The organism is Brevundimonas sp. ABV4_179 (assembly GCF_056311945.1).
In genome coordinates this window covers 3,481,943-3,501,616 of the sequence record NZ_CM149976.1, presented here as the reverse complement: position 1 = coordinate 3,501,616, position 19,674 = coordinate 3,481,943, and the positions used below count along the sequence as shown (strand labels likewise).

General features: G+C 68.0%; 20 protein-coding genes and 1 riboswitch. Of the genes, 11 read left to right on the top strand and 9 right to left on the bottom strand.

Features of this window, described 5'->3' with window-relative positions; all coding sequences use genetic code 11:
- The first annotated feature begins 4 nt into the window (after positions 1–4).
- From ACYX4P_RS17245 to ACYX4P_RS17225, 5 genes are all read left to right on the top strand, one after another.
- Positions 5–1,255, top strand: coding sequence for a TetR/AcrR family transcriptional regulator (locus ACYX4P_RS17245; RefSeq protein ID WP_248118503.1), 1,251 nt, complete (start codon positions 5–7; stop codon positions 1,253–1,255).
- Positions 1,256–1,527: 272 nt separating this feature from the next.
- Positions 1,528–3,753, top strand: coding sequence for a TonB-dependent receptor (locus tag ACYX4P_RS17240; protein ID WP_248118501.1), 2,226 nt, complete (start codon positions 1,528–1,530; stop codon positions 3,751–3,753).
- Between the two features lie 58 nt (positions 3,754–3,811).
- Complete coding sequence (locus ACYX4P_RS17235) at positions 3,812–5,122, top strand: metallophosphoesterase family protein (protein ID WP_248118499.1); 1,311 nt, start codon at positions 3,812–3,814, stop codon at positions 5,120–5,122.
- Positions 5,119–6,690 carry an alkaline phosphatase D family protein gene (locus tag ACYX4P_RS17230; protein ID WP_248118497.1) on the top strand — a complete coding sequence of 524 codons (1,572 nt, stop codon included), beginning with the start codon at positions 5,119–5,121 and terminating at the stop codon, positions 6,688–6,690. The genes ACYX4P_RS17235 and ACYX4P_RS17230 overlap by 4 nt, the downstream gene beginning before the upstream one ends.
- Before the next feature lie 24 nt (positions 6,691–6,714).
- Positions 6,715–7,512 (top strand): acid phosphatase, encoded by a 798-nt coding sequence (locus tag ACYX4P_RS17225; RefSeq protein ID WP_248118495.1) that lies wholly within the window; start codon positions 6,715–6,717, stop codon positions 7,510–7,512.
- A 26-nt stretch (positions 7,513–7,538) separates the two neighbouring features.
- Here ACYX4P_RS17225 and ACYX4P_RS17220 read toward each other — a convergent pair whose 3' ends face one another.
- Positions 7,539–7,853 carry a hypothetical protein gene (locus tag ACYX4P_RS17220; RefSeq protein ID WP_248118493.1) on the bottom strand — a complete coding sequence of 105 codons (315 nt, stop codon included), beginning with the start codon at positions 7,851–7,853 and terminating at the stop codon, positions 7,539–7,541.
- 115 nt (positions 7,854–7,968) lie between these two features.
- On the opposite strand from ACYX4P_RS17220, the gene ACYX4P_RS17215 reads away from it, so the two are divergent.
- The 5 genes from ACYX4P_RS17215 to ACYX4P_RS17195 all read left to right on the top strand — a co-directional run bounded on the left by ACYX4P_RS17215 (position 7,969) and on the right by ACYX4P_RS17195 (position 12,137).
- Positions 7,969–8,316, top strand: a complete 348-nt coding sequence (locus tag ACYX4P_RS17215) for a hypothetical protein (RefSeq protein ID WP_248118491.1) — start codon at positions 7,969–7,971, stop codon at positions 8,314–8,316.
- Positions 8,316–8,996 carry a response regulator transcription factor gene (locus ACYX4P_RS17210; protein WP_248118489.1) on the top strand — a complete coding sequence of 227 codons (681 nt, stop codon included), beginning with the start codon at positions 8,316–8,318 and terminating at the stop codon, positions 8,994–8,996. The genes ACYX4P_RS17215 and ACYX4P_RS17210 overlap by 1 nt, the downstream gene beginning before the upstream one ends.
- Complete coding sequence (locus ACYX4P_RS17205; RefSeq protein ID WP_248118487.1) at positions 8,993–10,432, top strand: sensor histidine kinase; 1,440 nt, start codon at positions 8,993–8,995, stop codon at positions 10,430–10,432. The genes ACYX4P_RS17210 and ACYX4P_RS17205 overlap by 4 nt, the downstream gene beginning before the upstream one ends.
- A 66-nt stretch (positions 10,433–10,498) precedes the next feature.
- Positions 10,499–11,413, top strand: a complete 915-nt coding sequence (locus ACYX4P_RS17200) for a DUF1206 domain-containing protein (RefSeq protein ID WP_248118485.1) — start codon at positions 10,499–10,501, stop codon at positions 11,411–11,413.
- Between the two features lie 67 nt (positions 11,414–11,480).
- Positions 11,481–12,137, top strand: coding sequence for a DsbA family oxidoreductase (locus ACYX4P_RS17195; protein WP_248118483.1), 657 nt, complete (start codon positions 11,481–11,483; stop codon positions 12,135–12,137).
- Positions 12,138–12,173: 36 nt separating this feature from the next.
- On the opposite strand, the gene ACYX4P_RS17190 is transcribed toward ACYX4P_RS17195, so the two are convergent.
- From ACYX4P_RS17190 to thiC, 5 genes are all read right to left on the bottom strand, one after another.
- Positions 12,174–13,100, bottom strand: a complete 927-nt coding sequence (locus tag ACYX4P_RS17190) for a hypothetical protein (protein ID WP_248118481.1) — start codon at positions 13,098–13,100, stop codon at positions 12,174–12,176.
- 193 nt (positions 13,101–13,293) lie between these two features.
- Positions 13,294–13,473: a hypothetical protein gene (locus tag ACYX4P_RS17185; protein WP_248118479.1), complete on the bottom strand. Its 180-nt coding sequence runs from the start codon at positions 13,471–13,473 to the stop codon at positions 13,294–13,296.
- A gap of 375 nt (positions 13,474–13,848) precedes the next feature.
- A complete protein-coding gene (locus ACYX4P_RS17180) occupies positions 13,849–14,427 on the bottom strand; it encodes a Swt1 family HEPN domain-containing protein (protein ID WP_248118478.1) in 579 nt (192 codons plus the stop codon).
- Positions 14,424–15,047: a DUF5343 domain-containing protein gene (locus ACYX4P_RS17175; RefSeq protein ID WP_248118476.1), complete on the bottom strand. Its 624-nt coding sequence runs from the start codon at positions 15,045–15,047 to the stop codon at positions 14,424–14,426. The genes ACYX4P_RS17180 and ACYX4P_RS17175 overlap by 4 nt, the downstream gene beginning before the upstream one ends.
- A 65-nt stretch (positions 15,048–15,112) precedes the next feature.
- Positions 15,113–16,942, bottom strand: coding sequence for a phosphomethylpyrimidine synthase ThiC (gene thiC, locus ACYX4P_RS17170; protein WP_248118722.1), 1,830 nt, complete (start codon positions 16,940–16,942; stop codon positions 15,113–15,115).
- A gap of 140 nt (positions 16,943–17,082) precedes the next feature.
- Positions 17,083–17,192: riboswitch (TPP riboswitch) on the bottom strand.
- A gap of 125 nt (positions 17,193–17,317) precedes the next feature.
- Here thiC and ACYX4P_RS17165 point away from each other — a divergent pair.
- The gene (locus tag ACYX4P_RS17165; RefSeq protein ID WP_248118474.1) at positions 17,318–17,725 is read left to right on the top strand and encodes a BLUF domain-containing protein; all 408 of its coding nucleotides are present in this window, start codon (positions 17,318–17,320) and stop codon (positions 17,723–17,725) included.
- A gap of 22 nt (positions 17,726–17,747) precedes the next feature.
- Here the strand turns inward: ACYX4P_RS17165 and ACYX4P_RS17160 are convergent, their stop codons facing one another.
- The 3 genes from ACYX4P_RS17160 to ACYX4P_RS17150 are packed head-to-tail and all read right to left on the bottom strand — an operon-like array spanning position 17,748 to position 19,645.
- Positions 17,748–18,131 carry a hypothetical protein gene (locus ACYX4P_RS17160; RefSeq protein WP_248118472.1) on the bottom strand — a complete coding sequence of 128 codons (384 nt, stop codon included), beginning with the start codon at positions 18,129–18,131 and terminating at the stop codon, positions 17,748–17,750.
- A 6-nt stretch (positions 18,132–18,137) separates the two neighbouring features.
- A complete protein-coding gene (locus tag ACYX4P_RS17155) occupies positions 18,138–18,971 on the bottom strand; it encodes a TIGR02587 family membrane protein (RefSeq protein WP_248118470.1) in 834 nt (277 codons plus the stop codon).
- A gap of 56 nt (positions 18,972–19,027) precedes the next feature.
- A complete protein-coding gene (locus tag ACYX4P_RS17150) occupies positions 19,028–19,645 on the bottom strand; it encodes a TetR/AcrR family transcriptional regulator (RefSeq protein WP_248118468.1) in 618 nt (205 codons plus the stop codon).
- Positions 19,646–19,674 lie beyond the last annotated feature (29 nt).

Below are 19,674 nucleotides of genomic sequence, written 5' to 3'. Positions count from 1 at the left end.
ACCCATGTCGATCAGCCAGAGCCACAGTCGCGCCGTCGAAGCCGCGCTCATTCTGGACGCGGCCATCGAGCGGGCCTCGGCGGAGGGGCTGCACAGCCTGACGCTGCGCGACCTGGCCCAGGCGGTGGGCAAGAGCACCACCGTCATCGTCAATCTGTTCGGGGCCAAGTCCGGCCTGATCCAGGCCGTGGGCGAGGAGGCGCTGCGGCGCGATGCGGCCTTTCACGACGCCTTCTTCGGCTCGGTGGCGGGTCTGCCGCTGGCGCGCGACGGCCTGCTGGCCCTGGCCCAGACCTATCTGGGGCATCGGGTGGCGGACGACGCGGGGTTCGCCCGCATCTGGGAGGCCCTGCTGCTGGACGCCGAGCCGGCCCCGGAGCAGCGTGACATGGTGGGTCGCTGGCACGCCATGCGCTGCGACGCCTGGCGTCGGCATCTGGCGCGCGATGCGCGGTTGGACGGGTTCGTGGAGCCCCTGGTCGCCTGGCTGACGTTCGAACAATACTATGCGGGCGCGCTTCGCGGCCGGGCGGACTATGGCGTCGTCGCCGCCGAGGGGTTGGGGGCGATGATCGACCGCGCCTTCGGCCTCGCCGATGGTCCGCCTACGGCGACCTTTTGGTATCGCGACGCCATGGTCCTGCCCCAGGCGCCCGCGGGGGACGCCGAGCCGGAGGCCATGCGGCGCAAGCTGCTGGACATCGCGGCGGACCAGATTCTGGCCGGCGGCATCACCGCCATCACCAATCGCTCGGTCAGCGCCGTGGCCGCGACCTCGACCTCGACCATCGCCTATCACTGGCCGGACATGCGCCATTTCGTGCTGGACGCGGTCTGGCACAGCGTGTTCCGCGACATGCCGGGGCATTTGGCCGGCCATACGCCGGACGGCGATCCGGCCGGCGTCGATCTGGATCGCTGGGCCGCCATCATGGCGCCGACCGTGGCCATCGGGCGCGAGGCGGAAGGCTTCTATGTCCGATACGCCCGTCTGATCGCCAGCATTTGCATCGAGGCCCGGCGCGATCCGTCCTTGCGCGACCTGGCCATGCTGCTGCGCGGGCCGGAGGGCGGGGGCACCTACTACAAGCGAACAGGCGTCTGGCCGGCCGATTTCGACCTCAACCGTCTGGCGGCGACCCGGTTCGCCCTGTGGGTCAAGGCCGAGGCCCTGCTGGCCTGCGGGCGCGGTCGGGCGCTTGACGAAGACGCCCTGAAGGCGGCGGCCAGCCTGCTGGTTGCGCGCGTAGAGTAGTAGAACGCGCGTTACTATCCTGTTGCGGCTGGCGGGCCGCCATCTGACAAAAACAGTTCCTACAAGCGTCACAAAAGCATCGTTCGCGCGGCCTATTGCGGCATCGTTGTCGAACAGTTGTTTTTCCGACGCGACGAAGACGCTCCAGGCTCGTCTCCCCCGGGCCGCGCGCGTCTCGACCCAAGCGTGGATCAGGCGGCTGTTCGGCGACATCCCGAAACACATCGACACGCGAGGGCGGGGCCCCGCGCGTCGCCCGATGGATGGTCAAAATGAAACGTCTTCTTCTCGGCGCCTCGGTCGCCGCGCTCACCCTGGCGGCCCTGCCCGCCGTCGCCCAAATCCAGTCCGAGGCTGCGACCGCATCGGTCGACGACGTCATCGTCACGGCCCAGCGCCGCGCCGAATCTTCTCAGAAGGTCGGCCTGGCCCTGACCGTCATCTCGGGCGAGGCGCTGGACGACCGCAACATCCAGACGGTCAACGACCTGGAGAACTCGGTGCCCAGCCTGGAGGTCGACAGCCAGCTGGGCGGCGGCCAGCCCCAGTTCCGCATTCGCGGCGTCGGCCTGACCGACTACGCCGCCAACAACACCTCGACCGTGGGCATCTATGTCGACGAGGTGGCCTATCCTTACGGCGTGATGACGCAAGGTCTGCTGTACGACATCGCCCGCGTCGAGGTGCTGCGCGGGCCGCAGGGCACGCTTTACGGCCGCAACACCACCGGCGGCGCCGTCAGCGTGATCACCAACGCCCCGACCGACCATGTCGCCGCCGGCCTGAACCTGAGCTACGGCAGCTATGACGCGGCCAAGCTGGAGGGCTATCTGTCGGGGCCCGTCGCTGAGAACCTGACGGCGCGCCTGTCGGTGGCGGCGGAATCGGGCGGCGCCTGGCAATACAACCGCGACACCGGCGAAAGCCTGGGCGACAAGGACACCAAGGCCGCCCGCCTGCGCGTCAACTGGACCCCGACGGCCCAGACCGACATCGACCTGAACCTGCACTACAGCCGCGACCAGTCGGACGGCCGGGGCCTGCGGCTGATCACCAGCCCCTTTACCGCAGGCGGCGGCCGGGTCTATCCGATCGACACCGCGCACCGCATCACCGGCTGGGGCATCAGCCCTTATTTCGCCCAGCTGATCGGCGCCTCGCCCAACGCCAAGCCGTTCCGCGACAACGAGGGCAAGGGCGTCAGCCTGCGCCTGAACCAGGATCTGACCTGGGCGACCCTGACGGCCATCGCCAGCTATGAGACCTTCGACCGCAACGAGTTCAACGACTGGGACGCCACCGCGTCCAACGAGGCCGGCACCTTCTTCTTCAACGACATCAAGACTTCGTCGCAGGAGGTCCGTCTGGCCTCGCCGACCGGCGGCCGCGCCCAGTGGCTGGCCGGCGTCTATCACGCCAACGAAAGCGTGGACGGCGGCTTCTACTCCGACTTCTCGCAGGCCCGCACCCTGGGCTTCTACATGAGCACCACCTACGGCCAGAAAGTCGAGACGACGGGCGTGTTCGGAAACCTGGACTACAGGCTGAACGACCGCCTGACCCTGGTCGGGGGCCTGCGCTACGAGGACGAAAGCCGCGAGCTGAACAACTTCAAGACCGAGATCCTGGCCCCCAACCCCTCGGTGCGGGCCACCGCGTCGAAGTCGCAGTCGATGCGCGAATGGACCGGGAAGCTGGGCGTCGAATACACGATCAGCGACGACATCCTGACCTACGCCAACGTCTCGCGCGGGGTGAAGTCGGGCGGTTTCACCACCTATAACAGCGGCCTGCCGGACCAGCTGGAGCCGTTCAAGTTCGAAGAGCTGATCGCCTATGAGACCGGGGTGAAGTCCAGCTTCTGGGACCGCAAGCTGCAGTTCAACGCGGCCGCCTTCTACTACGACTACCGCGACCAGCAGCTGCAGGGCGTGCTCTACACCCAGACCGGGCGCGTCGGTCGGATGATCAACGTGCCCAAGTCCCACATCCAGGGCGCGGAGATCGAGGCGGTGTGGCGGCCCCTGCCCAACCTGACCATCACCCAGGCCCTGGCCTACAAATACGGCGAATACGACGAGTTCTTCTTCGTCAACTCGACCGCGACCGAGGCGGCCAAGGACCCGGCGACGGGCCAGTACAACACCATCATCTACAGCGACCGCGCCGGCGAGCGGCTGCCCTTCCCCAAATGGGACTACAAGGGTTCGGTCGCCTACGACTGGCGGATGGGCGACTGGGGCGTGGAGGCGCAGACCAACTACGCCTTCCGCGACGAGAAGTTCTCCACCTCATCCAACTCGATCATCGACTCCTACTGGCTGGTCAACGCCGGGGTTACGGCGCGGCCGATGAACGGGAACTATGCGTTCGGCGTCTATGTGAACAATCTGACGGATTCCTACTCCGAGGAATCGCGCAACCGCTTCATCTCGGCGGCGACGGGTTCGCCCAATCCGCCGCGCACCTGGGGCGTGCGCCTGAGCTATCGTTACTGATCCAACCCGGGCTTCGGTCGTCAGGCCGAAGCCCGTCCTTTCGCCGGGAGACCGCGCCGTGCAGACTATCTGGAAACGCCTGACCTGCGCCCTTCTGGCGGGCGGGATCGCCCTGGCCTCGGGCGCGGCCGTGGCCCAGCCGGCGCCGGGCCGGTTCACCATCGCCGTCATTCCCGACACCCAGAACTACGCCGATTTCACCCATCAGCGCGCGGCGGGCTTTCCCTTCGACGCGCGGGACATGATGACCGAACAGCTGCAGTTCATCGCCGACCACGCCGTTTCGCGCGGCGGCGACATCGTCTTCGCCACCGCCGTCGGCGACGTGTGGCAGCATCCGGTCGTGGCCATCGACCCCGACCATGCGGCGCGCGGCTTTCGTCCCCGCCCTGCGCCCGGCGGCGCCAATCTGGACAAGATTGCCGAGGGCGTGCGTACGGTCGAGATTCCGGCCTCCATCGCCGCCTATGACCGCATCGACGGCGTCCTGCCGTTTTCAGTGGTGTCGGGCAATCACGACTACGACGGTCAGTGGTGGGATGAACAATGGCCTCAAGACCTGACCGCGCCGGCCGGCGACCTGCGCCGCCTGGGCATGATTCACATCGGCGGCCTGACCGCCTGGAACCAGGCCTTCGGGGCCGAGACGAAGTTCTTCAAAGACCGCCCCTGGTATGTGGCTTCGCACGACGGCGGGGCCGACAGCGCCCAGGTGTTCGAGGCGGGCGGCTATCGCTTCCTGCATATCGGCCTGCAGATGGCTCCGTCTGACGCCAGCCTGAAATGGGCCGAGACGGTCATCCACGCCCATCCGGGCCTGCCGACCCTGATCACCACCCACGACTTCATCGACAAGACCGGCCAGCGCCGCGCCCATCCGGTGGTCGATCTGCACGCCCTGGACCCGTTCGACAACGACGCCCAGGGGGTGTGGGACAAGCTGATCGCCCGCAATCCGCAGATCTTCATGGTGCTGAGCGGCCACCACAACGGCCAGGCCTTCCGCTCCGATCTCAACCGCCAGGGCGGCGCCGTCTATCAACTGCTGTCTGACTATCAGGACCGCAATCAGACCGCGCTGGACGCAGGCTTGGCGCCGGATCGCGCGCCGGGAATCGGCGACGGCTGGATGCGGCTGATGGCCTTCGACATGACCGGCGAGACGCCAACGGTGCGGGTTCGCGCCTATTCGACCCGTTATCGTCAGTATGCGTCGGACCAGCCGGAATACGCCCGCCGTTATAAGGCCAACGAACAGCCCCGGATGAGCGACGCCGACTTCGTCGCCAGCGACGACTTCGTCATCCGCCTGCACGATTTCCGCGCCCGATTCGGCCCGGGCGCCGCTGCGGGGAGCGCGGGTCGATGAGTGTTCTGAACACGGGCTTTTCTCGCCGCGCCCTGATCGGGGGGCTGGTCGCCGCCCCCGTCGTGCTGCGTTTCGGCCGAGCCCAGGCGGGCGGCGCCTATCTGTTCCCGTTGGGCGTCGCGAGCGGCGATCCGTGGCCGGACGGTTTCGTGCTGTGGACCCGGCTAGCCGTCGATCCGGTCGCCGCTGACGGACAGGGCGGTCTGGGCGCGTCCATGCCGGTGCGCTGGGATGTCGCCGCCGACGAGGGCTTTTCCCGCATCGTCGCCTCGGGCCAGGTCACGGCCGAGGCCGCCGCCGCCCATTCGGTCCATGTGGAGGTCCAGGGCCTGACCCCCGGCCGCCCCTACTGGTATCGGTTCACCGCCGCCGGCCAGCGCAGCCCGGTCGGTCTGGCCCGCACGGCGCCGGCGCCGAATGCGGAGGTGGATCGGCTGAAGCTGGCCGTCGCCTCCTGCTCGAACTGGGAGGTCGGCTATTTCAGCGCCTATGGCCATATGGCCGACGAGGCGCCGGACCTGACCCTGTTCCTGGGCGACTACATCTACGAATACACCCGCACCGGGGCGCGGGCGGCCAATATCGTGCGGCCCTACGGGTTCGAGGACGCCACCACCCTGGCCGGCTATCGCAACCGCTATGCGCTGCATCGGACCGACGCGGACCTGCAACGCCTGCACGCGGCGGCGCCCTGTCTGGTCGTCTGGGACGACCATGAGGTGCTGGACAACTATTCCGGCGTCTGGCCCGACAAGGGCGGCCGGCCCGACGATTTCCTGCGCCGCCGCGCCGCCGGCTATCAGGCCTTCTACGAGGCCATGCCGATCCGTCGCACCCGGCTGGATCGCCGCCTGCAGATGCCGATCCACAAGCGCGTCCGCTATGGCAGGCTGGCCGAGTTCTTCATGCTGGACGGACGCCAGTATCGCTCGCGCGGGGCCTGCGTCGACGAGGGCGGCGCCAAGGGCCAGATCGTCGCCGACGCCCAGTGCCTGGACCGCCTGGACCCGTCGCGCACCTTCCTGGGCTTCGAGCAGGAGCGCTGGCTGTACGACGGCCTGGCGGGCGCCGAGGCGCGCTGGAACATCCTGGGCCAGGACCTGGTCATGGCCGGTCTGCGGTTCGAGGACCCCAATGGCGAGACCCGCTACTGGACCGACACCTGGGATGGCTTCCCCGCCGCGCGCGACCGCATGACCCAGGCGCTGCACACGATCAAGCCGCGCAATCCGGTGGTGCTGGCCGGGGACTACCATTCCTTCTGGACCAACGACGTCCTGCTGGACAGCCGCGACGAGCGTTCGCCTGTCGTCGCGACCGAGTTCGTGGGCACCTCCATCACATCGGGCGGGCCGCCCTACGACAGTCTTATGGCGGCCATGCCGGCCAATCCGCACATCAAATTCTTCGACAGCCGCGTGCGGGGCTACATGTCGATGGACGTCACGCCCCAGCGAATGACCGCCCGCTATCAGGCCGTCAGCGACGTGCGCGATCCCAAGGCCTCGCTGTCCACCTTGAAGACCTGGGTCGTCGAGGACGGCCGTCCCGGCGCCCAGGTCGCCTGATTTCCCGAGAGTTTCAGAGTGTCCATGCGTCTTTCCCTCTTGGGTCGCCGGTCGACGGCGGCCGCCCTGGCCCTGACCCTCGTCGGCTGCGCCTCGGCGCCTGCGCCAAACCCTGTCTTCTGGACCGGCTTCCGCGATCACCCGCGCGGTTACCTGGACGAGGCGCATGCGCCCGACGCCTCCGCCTTCCTGCCGCCGCCGCCCGAGGCCGGATCGCTGAGGGCGCAGGACGACCTGGCCTATTACCGCGCCACCCGCGCCCTGAAGGGGACCGCCCGCTGGGACCAGGCGCGCGCGGACAACGAGATCGAGACCCCGTCCGCGCCGCGCGTGTTCGACCAGGCGCTGGGCGTCGCCTTCCTTCCCGAACGGATGCCGACCCTGACGCGGCTGCTGGGGCGGATGCTGGGCGACCTGGAGACGATCCAGACCCCGGCCAAGCGCGGCTTCACCCGTCCGCGCCCCTTCGTGGCCGAGCCGGCCGAGACCTGTTTCGCGCCCGAGCCTTGGCTGGCGGCCAGCGGCTCCTATCCATCCGGCCATTCGGCCCTGGGCTGGGCCTGGGCGCTGGTCCTGTCCGAAATGGCCCCGGACCGGGCCGACCAGATCCTGGCGCGCGGTTTGGCCTATGGCGACAGCCGGGCGATCTGCGGCGTCCATTACGCCAGCGACGTCGAGGCCGGCCGCATCGTCGGCGCGGCCTTGTTCGCCGCCCTGAAGGCCGACCCGGCCTTCCAGGCCGACTTCGCCATAGCCGCCCGCGAACTGGCCCAGGCTCGCGCGACGACGCGCGCCCCGGCCGTGTCGACCGGGGCGCGCTGATCTGCCGAAGGGTCTGTCCTGAGGTTTTAGCCGCGCCAGTGGTCGCGGTCGCCGCGCTGGTGGCGGATCTGGGCCGACAGGCGGTCGAAGCGGCGGTCCAGGTCGGCGCGCTCCCAGGCGGTCAGGCCGCCCCGGCGGTAGTTGGCTTCCAGCCGCAGCAGGCTGTTGAACTCGCCGCGCAGGCGGACGGCTTCGCGGCGGCTGAGCTGGCCGGTGCGGACGCCCCGGTCGATGCGGCGATCCAGATTGGCCTGGCGGGCGTCGATCGGCGGCCAGGCGCCATGGCCGGGCTGATGGGGGCCATGATGCGGCGGCGTCGGCCGGTGATAGGACTGGGCCATCGACGGGGTGGCCGGATCGACAGGTTTGCGCGATCCCCGGTTTGGCGCGCGGCGTCGGTTGACCTATACGAGGCATTCAGCACCCGTTCAGATGAAGGGGGCTAGATCGGTCGCCATGTCCCGCAAACCCGCCAGTTTCATCGTCGCCGCCCAAAGCCTGGTCATGGCCTTGATCATGGCCCTGGCCGTCACGCCTGCCCTGACGACGCAGGCGGCCGCCCAATCCCGCGATCAGGACCCGCGCTCGCAGGATCGCGGCCCGCGCGTCAGTCCCGACGAGGCGCGCCGTCGCGGCGGCGAGGCCGGGGGCGGCCGTCCCATCGACACCCAGCCGCGCCGCGACGGCAACTACTCCGTCCTGGTCGAACGCGACGGGCGCGTGCGCGAGGTCGTCGTCGACGGCCAGACGGGCCAGGCCCGCCAGGGTGGTCCCGACAACACTCAACGACGCAGGCCCAACTGATGCGCGTGCTTTTGGTCGAGGACGACGCGGACCTGTCGCGTCAGCTGAAGGCGGCGCTGGGCGACGCGGGCTATGCGGTGGACCATGCCCCGGACGGCGAGGAAGCCCATTATCTGGGCGAGAACGAGCCCTATGACGTCATCGTTCTGGACCTGGGCCTGCCCAAGATCGACGGGGTGTCGGTGCTGGAGCGCTGGCGGCGCGAGGGCAAGACCACGCCGGTCCTGATCCTGACGGCGCGCGGCGCCTGGTCGGACAAGGTGGCGGGTTTCGACGCCGGGGCCGACGACTATCTGACCAAACCCTTCCATACCGAAGAGCTTCTGGCGCGTCTGCGGGCCCTGCTGCGCCGCTCGGCGGGCATCGCCTCGGCGACCCTGTCGTGCGGGGGCTTGCGGCTCGATCCGCGCGCCGCGCGGGCCAGCGTCAACGGCGAGCCGTTGCGGCTGACGTCGCTGGAGTACCGGCTGCTGCATCACATGATGATGCATCAGGGCCGCGTCATCAGCCGGACCGAGCTGGTCGAACATCTGTACGACCAGGATTTCGACCGGGATTCCAACACCATCGAGGTCTTCATCGGCCGGGTCCGCAAGAAGGTGGGGCCTGACCGGATCGAGACGGTGCGCGGCCTGGGATACCGGCTGACGCCGCTGGCGGGCGAATCCGAACCAGCGTGACCGAGGCGCCGGTCGCGAAACGTCTGGACTGGGGGCGATGGTTCGGGCGGCCGGGCCGGTCGCTGACGCGCCGGCTGATCTGGCTGGCCTCGGCATGGATCCTGGTCGCCCTGGTGATCGCGGCCCTGGTGCTGACCCAGGCCTTTCAGGAGTCGGCCCTGCGGCGACTGGGGGCCACCCTGAACGAGACCATCGACGAGATCGTGGTCGCCGCCAGCCGCACCCCGCCCGGCGATGTGTCGCCTCAGATCCAGGACGCCCGTACCCTGCGCCTGCTGTCGGGCAAATATTGGCAGATCCTGGAGGTGCGGCCGGACGGGCGTCTGGTCAATCTGGCGCGCTCCAACTCGCTGTGGCGCTATGATCTGGCGTTGCCGCCGGACCTGCCGCGGCGGCTGGATGCGGCCTTCGGCGACGTCATCACCTTCAACACGACCGGCCCCAAGGACGACGCCGAGACGCGCGAGCCGCTTCGAGTCGCCGCCAGCATGAAGTCCATCCCCCGGCACGAGCATCCGATCATCTTCATCGCCGCCGTGGACCGGTCCGAGGTGGACGCCGACACGCGCCAGTTCGCCCATGTCGCCTGGATCGCCCTGCTGATCCTGGGGCTGGGGCTGGTGTCGGCGGTCTTCATCCAGGTGCGGATCGGCCTGCGGCCCCTGTTCGACCTGCGCGACGAGATCGCGGACGTGCGCAAGGGCAGGTCGGCGCGGATCGGCCGGTCCTATCCGCTGGAGATCCAGCCCCTGGCCGAACAGGTCAACCGCCTGCTGGACCATAATCAGGAGGTGGTGGAGCGCCAGCGCACCCATGTCGGCAACCTGGCCCACGCGCTGAAGACGCCGATCTCGGTCATGCTGGCCGAGGCGGGGACGCAGGAGGGGCAACTGCCCGAACTGGTGCGCCGCCAGACCCAGGTCATGCAGGGCCAGGTGGATCACCACCTGCGCCGCGCCCGCGCCGCCGCCCGCGCCGCCCACGGCCTGGGCGAGACGACGCCGGTGCCCGAGGTGCTGGACGAACTGGCGGTCATGATCGAACAGGTGTTCCGCACCAAGGGGGTCGAGATCGACTGGCGCGCACCGGACGACCTGGCCTTCCTGGGCGAGCGGCAGGACCTGCAGGAGATCCTGGGCAATCTGATCGAGAACGCCGCCAAGTTCGCCCGACGCCGTGTGCGCGTCTCGGCCGGCGGCAGCGGCCTGGGACAGATGATCCTGGTGGTCGAGGACGACGGGCCGGGCCTGCCCGCCGACCAGCGCGACACGGTCATGCAGCGCGGCGCCCGGCTGGACGAGAGTGCGCCGGGGTCGGGCCTGGGCCTGTCGATCGTGGACGACCTGACCCGCGCCTACGGCGGTCGGCTGACCCTGGCGGACAGCGACATGGGCGGGCTGAAGGCGGTGCTGGAGCTGCCGGCGGCCCAGAGCTGACGCGCGACGGACGGGAGCCTTTGCCGGCGCGGCGGCGTTCAGGGGCTTCGCGCCGCCGGAGACCCGATGACCGCCGTTGAAAGCCTGAGACGCGCCGCCGCCGGCCTGGGCCGCACCGTTCGCCGCCGTTGGCCCCCGGCGCGCCGCACGCCCCGCCTGCACGTCCTGATCGAGGGCGCGGCGCGGATCGGATATGGGGCGCGCGGCTTCGTCTATCTGTCGGCGGGCGCCCTGACGCTTCTGGCCGCGACCGACCGGATCGGAGAGGCGGTGGGGACCAGCGGGGCGGCGGGCTGGCTGGCGGAACAGCCGTTCGGCAAGGTCTGGCTGGTGCTGCTGGGCCTGGGCCTGTGGGCCTTCGTCGGCTGGCGCGTACTGCAGGCGGTGTTCGACGCCGACCATGAGGGGGCGGACCTGAAGGGCTGGACCACGCGGGCGGGCCAGGCCGTCAGCGGCCTGTTCTACGGCGTGCTGGCGTCGGGGGTGTTCGAGTATCTGGACGAGTTCGCCGAGGCGACCGACGCCTCCTCCGCCCAGGCCGAGAGCGTCGCCGAGAACCAGGAGAAGGCCGCCGCCCTTCTGGCCCTGCCGTTCGGCGAGGCGCTGCTGATCGGGGCGGGGCTGACGGTGCTGGGTGTCGGCGTCGGCAATATCGTCAGGGCCTTCCGCGACGACTTCGACGACGCCCTGGCCTGTCCCAAGGCCTTCTGCGGGACGGCCACCGCCCTGGCGCGGGCGGGATACGCGGCGCGGGGCTTCGCCTATCTGCCGCTGGGGGTGTTCGTGGTGCTGGCGGGGCTTCATGCGCGATCGGGCGAGGTGACGACGACGGCGGCGGCCCTGGACGCGCTGGAGGCCCAGCCGGGCGGCTCGGTGATCCTGGGGCTGACGGCGGCGGGGCTGATGGCCTTCGGCGCCTTCGCCTTCGTGGAGGCGCGCTGGCGGCGCATCCGGCCGCCCCGAGACCTGAAGCTGGGATAGCCCTTGTCGCCCGGCCGGGCGTCGCCATATCCTTCGCAACACTCGCTGTTCCAGAAGGCCGCCGCCGATGACCAAGACCCTCAAGATCGACTTCGTCTCCGACGTGGTCTGCCCCTGGTGCGTGGTGGGGCTGGGCGGGCTGGAGACCGCGCTGGACACGCTGAAGGCCGAGGGGATCGCCGCCGACATCGCCTTCCAGCCGTTCGAGCTGAACCCCCAGATGGCGCCCGAGGGCGAGAACATCGGCGAACACATCGCCCGCAAATACGGATCCACCCCCGAACAGTCCGCCGCCAACCGCGCCATGATCCGCGAGCGGGCAGGCGCGGTCGGCTTCGACATGCGGATGGGGCCGGACAGCCGTATCTGGAACACCTTCGACGCCCACCGCCTGCTGCACTGGGCGCACGAGACCGCGCCCGACAGGCAGAAGGCGCTGAAACAGGCCCTGTTCGCCGCCCATTTCACCGACAACAAGAACATCACCGACGCCCGCGTCCTGACCGAGGCGGCGGAGACGGCGGGCCTGGACCGGGCCGAGGCGGGCGAGGTGCTGGCCTCGGGCCGCTACGCCCAGGCGGTGCGCCAGGCCGAGGAACTGTGGCGGTCGCGCGGCGTCAGTTCGGTCCCGGCCGTGGTGGTCGAGGGCAAATATCTGATCTCGGGCGGCCAGCCGCCCGAGGCGTTCGAACAGGCGCTGCGACAGATCGCGTCGGAGGGCTGAGAACCGCCTCCGTCCTGCGCGGCGGGGCGGAGACGATCACGGCGGCCGGGTCGCGGACGGCGGCTGAACAAAAACACCGTCCAATGTGTGCACATCGTCTGAAATTGGCGACGGCTTCAGGTCGTCCAGCGCCTCCACACGCGCCATCAGGGCGTCGCGGCCGGCGATATCGCCGGGCGTCAGGGCCATGGCCGCGCGGGCGATGACGCCGATCTCGCGCGCGACGGCGCCGGCGCGGTCGAGCAGGTCGGGTTCCTTCGGTTCAGGCGGCGGCGGGGCAGGGGGCGGGGGCGCCGCGTCGTCCTCCGTCCGGCGCGCCAGGGCCGACAGGCTGAGGTGCAGCCGCATCCAGCGGGCGGCCTCCAGCGCGCGCCCGGCCTGGACCGCCCGGTTCAGCCGCGCCCGCGCCTGATCGGCCATGGCGGCGAAATCGGCCGGTTCGTCGTCAAAGGGGTCGGGCAGGTCGGCGGGCAGGTCAGCGTCGGGCGCGCGATCATCCAGAGGGGCGGGGTCGGGCTGGTCCCGACGCCGCCAGCCTTCCTCGGCGGCGCGGGCGCGAAAGGTGCTGACCGCCATGCCGTAACGGGCGCTGACCGTCTCGGCGCTGGCGCCCGCCAGATAGTCCTTCGCCGCCGCCTGCCACGCGGCCTCTGACGCCCGGACATAGCCGCCGCGCGACCCGGCCCCGGTTGCATCGCGCGCGGCCATGATCTCGGCCCCGGCCGCGTCCCGCGCGGCCATGATTTCCGCCATCGCGGCGGCGACCGCCGGATCGGTCGGGGCGCCGGGGACATATTCGTCGACCGGCAGGTCGTCGGGATCGCGCCCCTCCTGCCAGGGACCGATATTGCCGCGCGCGTCGCCCATCGGCGGCGCCTTGTGCCGGGGAATGTAGGACAGGTCCCCGAACTCGTTCTGCTCCCACTCGCCGCGCGCGATGATGCGGGGTGCGTTGCTGTCCATCTGCGTCTTCAGCCCCTGGCCCACGCCCCCGAAACGGAGCGCCCCCTCAGTCTAACCCCGCCCGGAACCGTGATAGGTTGGGGCCGCACATTTTGCCGAAAGGCGAGGGATTTCAACGGGCCGAGCAGGCGCATCGTGCATAGGAAGGCGGACCAGCCGTTCATCCGCCCCGCTCTCGAGGGGAGGGGGAGACCTAGGCGCGCGTCTTCCGGCGCGAGGGTGCGGCGTCGGCGGCGGTGACCAGATGCCCCTTCCAGCCGGGCGGCGGCAGGAACTTGCCGGACTGCTCCTCGCGCGTGCCATGCTTCGCCATCTCGGCGGCGCGGCGCGCGGCCTTCAGTGCGGTTTCGTGATCGATCAGCATCTTGTTCATCGCGGCCCCCAATCTAACAGGTCCCTGTCTTTCGTCATCCTCCGGCGCGAAGCGACCGGGGGACCCAGCGGCGCCGAAGGCGATGCATCCACCGCACGATGTCGAAAGGTCCCGGCTCGCACCAGGTTGGCAGCTACGCGCCGCCCTTCGGGTCGCGCTCTCGCGCGCCGCTGGGTCCCCCGGTCTGCGCCGCTGCGCGGCTTGCCGGAGGATGACGAAAGGAGGGGATCACGCCCCCGCGTCCGGGTTCACGAACCGAAACGCCTCCGCCCGCTGACGCAGGAAGCGGTTGATGAAGGTGGTCTTTCCGGATCCGTTCGGTCCGGCGAGGAGGACGAGGGTGGGCATAACGACGATTCACATTCGAGGATGGCTCTAAACCGTAATCTGGGTGGACCAATCTCGAAGATGTGTCCCTAACCTCGCGACATCCCGGCGACTGAGCTGACCGCTATGCATTATTACGTTACGCGACTTCTCAATCACGTCAAATATCGAAGCCGCCCAATCTAAATCGGGTATAAATGGCTCGAAACATTCTTCGTTTTGGCGAATGATATTCAGAAGATTAGGAAGCATCGTGAACTGAATGGGGTCTTCGCCTCTTTGAACATGCCAGCGGACCTTCTTTTCTTCCTCCAGCCGTTTTTCTGCAGCGGATCGGATTTTTTCCGATACGCATTCTGCCCACCAATTGGCTCCCTTTGACTCAAGAAGGGTCGCGGAGACCAAGTTCCGCACCGAGTTCTCGAACGCAGCCACGGCTGTATAGACAATAGCCATGCCTCTAGCATCGGCGACCAGGTCTTCATTAAGAACGTTCAAAGAAAGGAGAATGCCTATTTCTGCGTCATCCATTTCGGAAGTGCGCGGCTTGGTTCGGCCTGCCGAGTCCAAGGCTTCTTGCGTCAACATTCCTCGATAAACGAAGCTGTAAGCTTCGATGTCTTTCATAAAATGTGCTCTTTTAGGCTTCTAAATAGAGCGTCGTATACTTTTGGGTCGCGACTTTCAGGCAGTATTATTTGTATATTGTAGTGCAAGCCGCCTAGCGACCGGGACGATGAAGGGGAACGAGATTCGCTCCTCTGAACTTCTGTATCCGGTGCGACAATCTCTGAAGGCTCAGTTAGGGTTGTTGCAGCCTTCGTTTCAAAATCAGCAAGCTTGACAAGCTCGCTAAATGTAAGTGCCATCTTATCAAGAACGGACTCAGACAGCTGTCCCTGACTAAGTGTCTTAAACTTGTTTATGACCTCAGAACGGCTGAGCTTCTGAGCGCTTGTATTAACTTTAAAGAGGTCATCGTATGCTTCGCGAATTCCCTCCGCCAGAACAACCGCCGACTGGGTTTGGTCGAGAAATCTAAAGTATCGATCTGTGGGCTTTTTATCCTGGGAAAGAAAACCCAGAGCCACAAGCACTCCCACAACCAGCCGGTCATTGCTGGAGGGAAAACCAAGCCCCTCCAGAAATTTCAGATTGAACGTATCTGGTGCCTGCGCAGTCTTCATCGCTTCGAGAAGCGCCGCGAGATTTTTGGTGCTGGTAAGATAGGATTTTGGCAAGGCCACGATTTGTCCCCCTTTGACCGCACACCCTAGATTGAAATCGGCTCCCCCGGCAACGCGTAGCGAAGTTACACCTTCACCTCCACAACCCCGCCCCCCGCGCGGAACTTCGCGCTCATTTCCGCCATGCCGGCTTCGGCCTCCGTCAGCGAACCGCCCGCATCATTCTGGGCCTGGGCATCGCGGCGGATGTCCTGGCTGATCTTCATGCTGCAGAACTTGGGGCCGCACATGGAGCAGAAGTGGGCGGTCTTGTGGGCCTCCTTGGGCAGGGTGGCGTCGTGGTATTTGCGGGCGGTTTCGGGGTCCAGGCCCAGGTTGAACTGATCCTCCCAGCGGAACTCGAACCGGGCGCGTGACAGGGCGTCGTCGTGTAGGCGGGCGGCGGGGTGGCCCTTGGCCAGGTCGGCGGCGTGGGCGGCGATCTTGTAGGTGATGACGCCGTCCTTGACGTCCTGACGATCCGGCAGGCCCAGATGCTCCTTGGGCGTGACGTAGCAGAGCATGGCCGTGCCGAACCAGCCGATCATGGCCGCGCCGATGGCCGATGTGATGTGGTCATAGCCGGGCGCGATGTCGGTGGTCAGGGGGCCAAGCGTATAGAAGGGCGCCTCGTGGCAGTGCTTCAGCTGCTCGTCCATATTCTGTTTGATCTTGTGCATCGGCACGTGGCCGGGGCCCTCGATCATGACCTGGCAGCCCTTGGCCCAGGCGATTCTCGTCAGTTCGCCAAGGGTGCGCAGCTCGGCGAACTGGGCCTCGTCATTGGCGTCGGCGATGGAGCCGGGGCGCAGGCCGTCGCCCAGGCTGAAGCTGACATCATAGGCCCGCATGATGTCGCAGATGTCCTCGAAATGCTCGTAGAGGAAGCTCTCCTTGTGGTGGGCCAGGCACCACTTGGCCATGATGGAGCCGCCTCTTGAGACGATGCCCGTCACCCGATTGGCCGTCATCGGCACGAAGGGCAGGCGCACCCCGGCGTGGATGGTGAAATAGTCCACCCCCTGTTCGGCCTGTTCGATCAGGGTGTCGCGGAACACCTCCCACGTCAGGTCCTCGGCTATGCCGTTCACCTTCTCCAGCGCCTGATAGATGGGCACGGTGCCGATGGGGACGGACGAGTTCCTGATGATCCAGTCGCGGATGTTGTGGATGTTGCGACCCGTCGACAGGTCCATGACGTTGTCGGCGCCCCAGCGGGTGGCCCAGACCAGCTTGTCCACCTCGTCGTCCACGCTGGACAGGACCGCACTATTTCCAATGTTAGCATTGATCTTCACCAGGAAGTTGCGGCCGATGATCATCGGCTCGACCTCGGGGTGATTGATGTTGTGCGGGATGATGGCGCGGCCGCGCGCGATCTCCTGCCGCACGAACTCGGGCGTCACGAAGTCGGGGATCGCGGCGCCGAAATCTTCGCCGTCGCGGATGCAGGGGGAGTTCTGCTCGCGGCGCAGGTTCTCGCGGATGGCGACATATTCCATCTCGGGCGTGATGATGCCGGCGCGGGCGTATTCGTACTGCGTCACCGGGCGGCCCTCCACGCCCTTGAAGACGCGGTGGTTCGAGACGTCGAAGCGCGGCGCCAGGTGGCGGCCGCTGGCGTGGCCGTTGTCCTCGGGCTTGACCTCGCGCGGGTTCGCGACGGGGGCGATGTCGCCACGATCCAGCTGCCACGACGACTTCACGCGGGGCAGGCCCTTCTTGATGTCGATGGCGACGGTCGGGTCGGTGTAGGGGCCCGATGAGTCATAGATGGTCACCGGCGGCTCGTTGGCGCTCGGGTGGACGGCGACCTCGCGGAAGGGGACGCGGATGTCGGGATAGAGTTCGCCCGCGACATAGACCTTGCGGCTGCCCGCCCGTTCGCCGGTGGGGATGGCGCCGGTCTCCTTCATCACCTGTTCGCGCGCGTCTTTCAGCGCCAGATCCACATTCGGCTCTTCGGGCAGGGCGGGCGGGGTGACTTGGATGTTCATGGCGGCCTCAAACGGTGTGAGGTCCGCCGACGTCGGGCGCGTGGGTCCTGTGGCGCGAGGACCGAAAGCGTTACTCATCCCTTCGCCGGCATGACCCGGATCAGGTTCGACGGGTCAGAGGAGAAACCTCAATCTCAGCCGCTCGATTGCGACCCCCCGGAGAACGCCTGCAGCCTAACGCGGCCGGCGGGGGAAGTCGAGATGTGCGATATCTGACATAAGTTATTGTTGTAGCGTCTATTTTTCCGTCTATGCTGTTCCGGCGGCGTTTCATCGGCGACAAGAGGGGCGGTCATGGGTCTGGCGCTGGAGCGGATCGTCTACACCAGCCGGGCGAGGGGCGACGCCGACAGCCTGCTGATGCAGGTGGATATTCTGGCGACATCGCAGCGCAACAATGCGCGCGACAACCTGACCGGGGCCTTGATGATCCATGACGGTCGGTTCCTGCAGGTGCTGGAGGGCGCCGCGCAGGACCTGGATCGGCTGATGATCCGGCTGGCCGGCGATCCACGGCACGAGGCGGTGACGATCATGGAGCGCATCCCTGTCGCCGAACGCCGATTCACGGGCTGGGCCATGGCCAGCGTGCGCGTGACCCCGGCGTTGGAGCCCCTGCTGCGCGAGATCGTGGTCGAGGGCCGTTCGAGCGCGGAGGCGGTCGAAGGGATGCGGCAGGCCGCGATGGCTCAATCCGCCTGAAGGGCGCTGCTCAAGGCCTGTCTCAGGGCGCCGACCAGCCCTTGACCGCGACCGCCGCCGGGCGCGGATCGGCGTCGAAGCGGAGGTAGGCGCGGGCGTGGCCGTGGCCGGGGACGTAGTCCAGGGTCGCGGTGGCGGTCTGGTCGCCCAGGACGCCCTCGATATCGACAGCGGCGGCGGTGTCGTCGCCGTCGTTCTGCACACGGACGGTCGCGACCTGGCCGGCGGCGGTGGACTGGACCGCGACGATGCGGGCGCTGAGGGCGGGAGGCGATGACGGCTGCAGCGCCTCCCACACCACGATGCCGACGGCGCCCAGGGTGACGGCGGCGCCGACGCCGGCCATGACCCATTGAAGCACCGGGCGGGGCGTGGAGGCGGCGGCGCGTTTCGTCTTTGCGGGCATGGGGGGTCAGACCAGAAGGCGGGCGGCGGCGGCGCCGATGGCTGCGGGAAAGCCCAGAACGACCATGGTCTGGACCACGCCGGCGACCGAATGGCCGTCGACGCGGCCGAACAGGAACAGGGTGAACAGGCTGACCCCCAGGGCGATGGCGTAGCCGGGCAGGGTGAAATGCAGGAAGGCGGCGGCGGGACGGTCGGCCTCTTCCTGGCCGGCGAAACCCGCCTTGAACACGATCAGGTGCAGCAGCAGGATCGACACCCCGATCAGGGCCAGGATGTGGGCGGGCGAGGCCTTGTAGGCGATCAGGATCATCTCCTCGGTCGGGGCGATGTTCAGGGCGAAGAACAGGGCCCCCGCCGCCATCAGGAACAGTTCGCCGAAATAGGAGGCCTCCTCCTCGTCCGTGTCTCCGCCACCGCCTTCACCGCTGAGTTGACGCCGGGCCAGGAGCGCGCCCATGGCGCCGGGGACGGCCTGAAGGGCGACCATGCCCAAAGCCTCGCGCGGCGGGGCGTCCCATTCCAGCACGCCGAACAGGATCAGCAGGAGGGAGGCGGTGACGAAGCCGACCGCCAGGGCGACGGCCGTGTCCAGGGCGTCATTGACCAGGCCGCGCCGCTTTGAGAACCCCGCATAATAGGACAGGCCGTACAGCAGCGGCAGGCCGGACAGGATGAAGGTCAGCAGCCGCCAGCGGTCCATGACCACGCCCTGCTCCCACATCTCCATCGTCATCAGAAGCGGGATGTTGAACACCAGGGCGCCGGCGAAGGCGCGGCCCAGATCCGACACATAGGCCCGCTCTCGATCCAGGTTCACGAACGGGGCGGCGGTGCTCATGGGACGGCAACGGTCGAGACGGGGCTTTGGCTCCCGCGCGTCCGTCGCCAGGGCGATCAGTCCGGCCAGACCTGCATCAGGCGGTCGATGGCGGCCTCGATCCTGGACCAGCCCTGGTCGTCCAGATCGACCCCGGCGAACCGGCGCCGCGCGTCGGCCGCCAGGGCCAGATGCTGAACCGCCGCCAGGACGACCACGTTCAGGGCGACCACATCTCCCTCGGACGGAATCGCGATCCGGGGGCGCCGCGCAGCCATCCAGTCCTGCATCACCCGGGACCGGGCCATCTCCAGGCGCCGCAGAAGCGGGGTGTCCTGGGCGATCTCCCAGGCCAGCATCCGCAGCACCAGCGGCTGGGTGCGAAGGACGTGCAGATAGGCCAGGACCGATTCACGCATGAAGGCGCGATAGGTGGTCGCGGTCGAGGGCGGCTGTTCGGCCAGGGCCTGGCCCAACCAGATGTCGGGCCGCCCCGCCAGCCGTTCGACCACGCCGTCGAGATCGGTGAAGTAGCGATAGATCAGTTTGCGATCCACGCCCGCCTCGGCGGCCAGGGCTTGGACATTCAGCGCGGTCCAGCCGTCGCGCAGCAACAGTCGGCGGGCGGCCTCGATGATGGCGGTTTCGGTGCCGGATCGGTCGCGGGGACGGGGCGTCGCAGGTGGGATTGACATGTCCCATACATGAGACATATCCATGTGTC

Coding starts and splice junctions, on each gene's coding strand:
- ACYX4P_RS17245 (WP_248118503.1), top strand. CDS start 5: ATGTCGATCAGCCAGAGCCACAGTCGCGCCGTCGAAGCCGCGCTCATT.
- ACYX4P_RS17240 (WP_248118501.1), top strand. CDS start 1,528: ATGAAACGTCTTCTTCTCGGCGCCTCGGTCGCCGCGCTCACCCTGGCG.
- ACYX4P_RS17230 (WP_248118497.1), top strand. CDS start 5,119: ATGAGTGTTCTGAACACGGGCTTTTCTCGCCGCGCCCTGATCGGGGGG.
- ACYX4P_RS17225 (WP_248118495.1), top strand. CDS start 6,715: ATGCGTCTTTCCCTCTTGGGTCGCCGGTCGACGGCGGCCGCCCTGGCC.
- ACYX4P_RS17220 (WP_248118493.1), bottom strand. CDS start 7,853: ATGGCCCAGTCCTATCACCGGCCGACGCCGCCGCATCATGGCCCCCAT.
- ACYX4P_RS17215 (WP_248118491.1), top strand. CDS start 7,969: ATGTCCCGCAAACCCGCCAGTTTCATCGTCGCCGCCCAAAGCCTGGTC.
- ACYX4P_RS17210 (WP_248118489.1), top strand. CDS start 8,316: ATGCGCGTGCTTTTGGTCGAGGACGACGCGGACCTGTCGCGTCAGCTG.
- ACYX4P_RS17200 (WP_248118485.1), top strand. CDS start 10,499: ATGACCGCCGTTGAAAGCCTGAGACGCGCCGCCGCCGGCCTGGGCCGC.
- ACYX4P_RS17195 (WP_248118483.1), top strand. CDS start 11,481: ATGACCAAGACCCTCAAGATCGACTTCGTCTCCGACGTGGTCTGCCCC.
- ACYX4P_RS17190 (WP_248118481.1), bottom strand. CDS start 13,100: ATGGACAGCAACGCACCCCGCATCATCGCGCGCGGCGAGTGGGAGCAG.
- ACYX4P_RS17185 (WP_248118479.1), bottom strand. CDS start 13,473: ATGAACAAGATGCTGATCGATCACGAAACCGCACTGAAGGCCGCGCGC.
- ACYX4P_RS17180 (WP_248118478.1), bottom strand. CDS start 14,427: ATGAAAGACATCGAAGCTTACAGCTTCGTTTATCGAGGAATGTTGACG.
- thiC (WP_248118722.1), bottom strand. CDS start 16,942: ATGAAGGAGACCGGCGCCATCCCCACCGGCGAACGGGCGGGCAGCCGC.
- ACYX4P_RS17165 (WP_248118474.1), top strand. CDS start 17,318: ATGGGTCTGGCGCTGGAGCGGATCGTCTACACCAGCCGGGCGAGGGGC.
- ACYX4P_RS17160 (WP_248118472.1), bottom strand. CDS start 18,131: ATGCCCGCAAAGACGAAACGCGCCGCCGCCTCCACGCCCCGCCCGGTG.
- ACYX4P_RS17155 (WP_248118470.1), bottom strand. CDS start 18,971: ATGAGCACCGCCGCCCCGTTCGTGAACCTGGATCGAGAGCGGGCCTAT.
- ACYX4P_RS17150 (WP_248118468.1), bottom strand. CDS start 19,645: ATGTCAATCCCACCTGCGACGCCCCGTCCCCGCGACCGATCCGGCACC.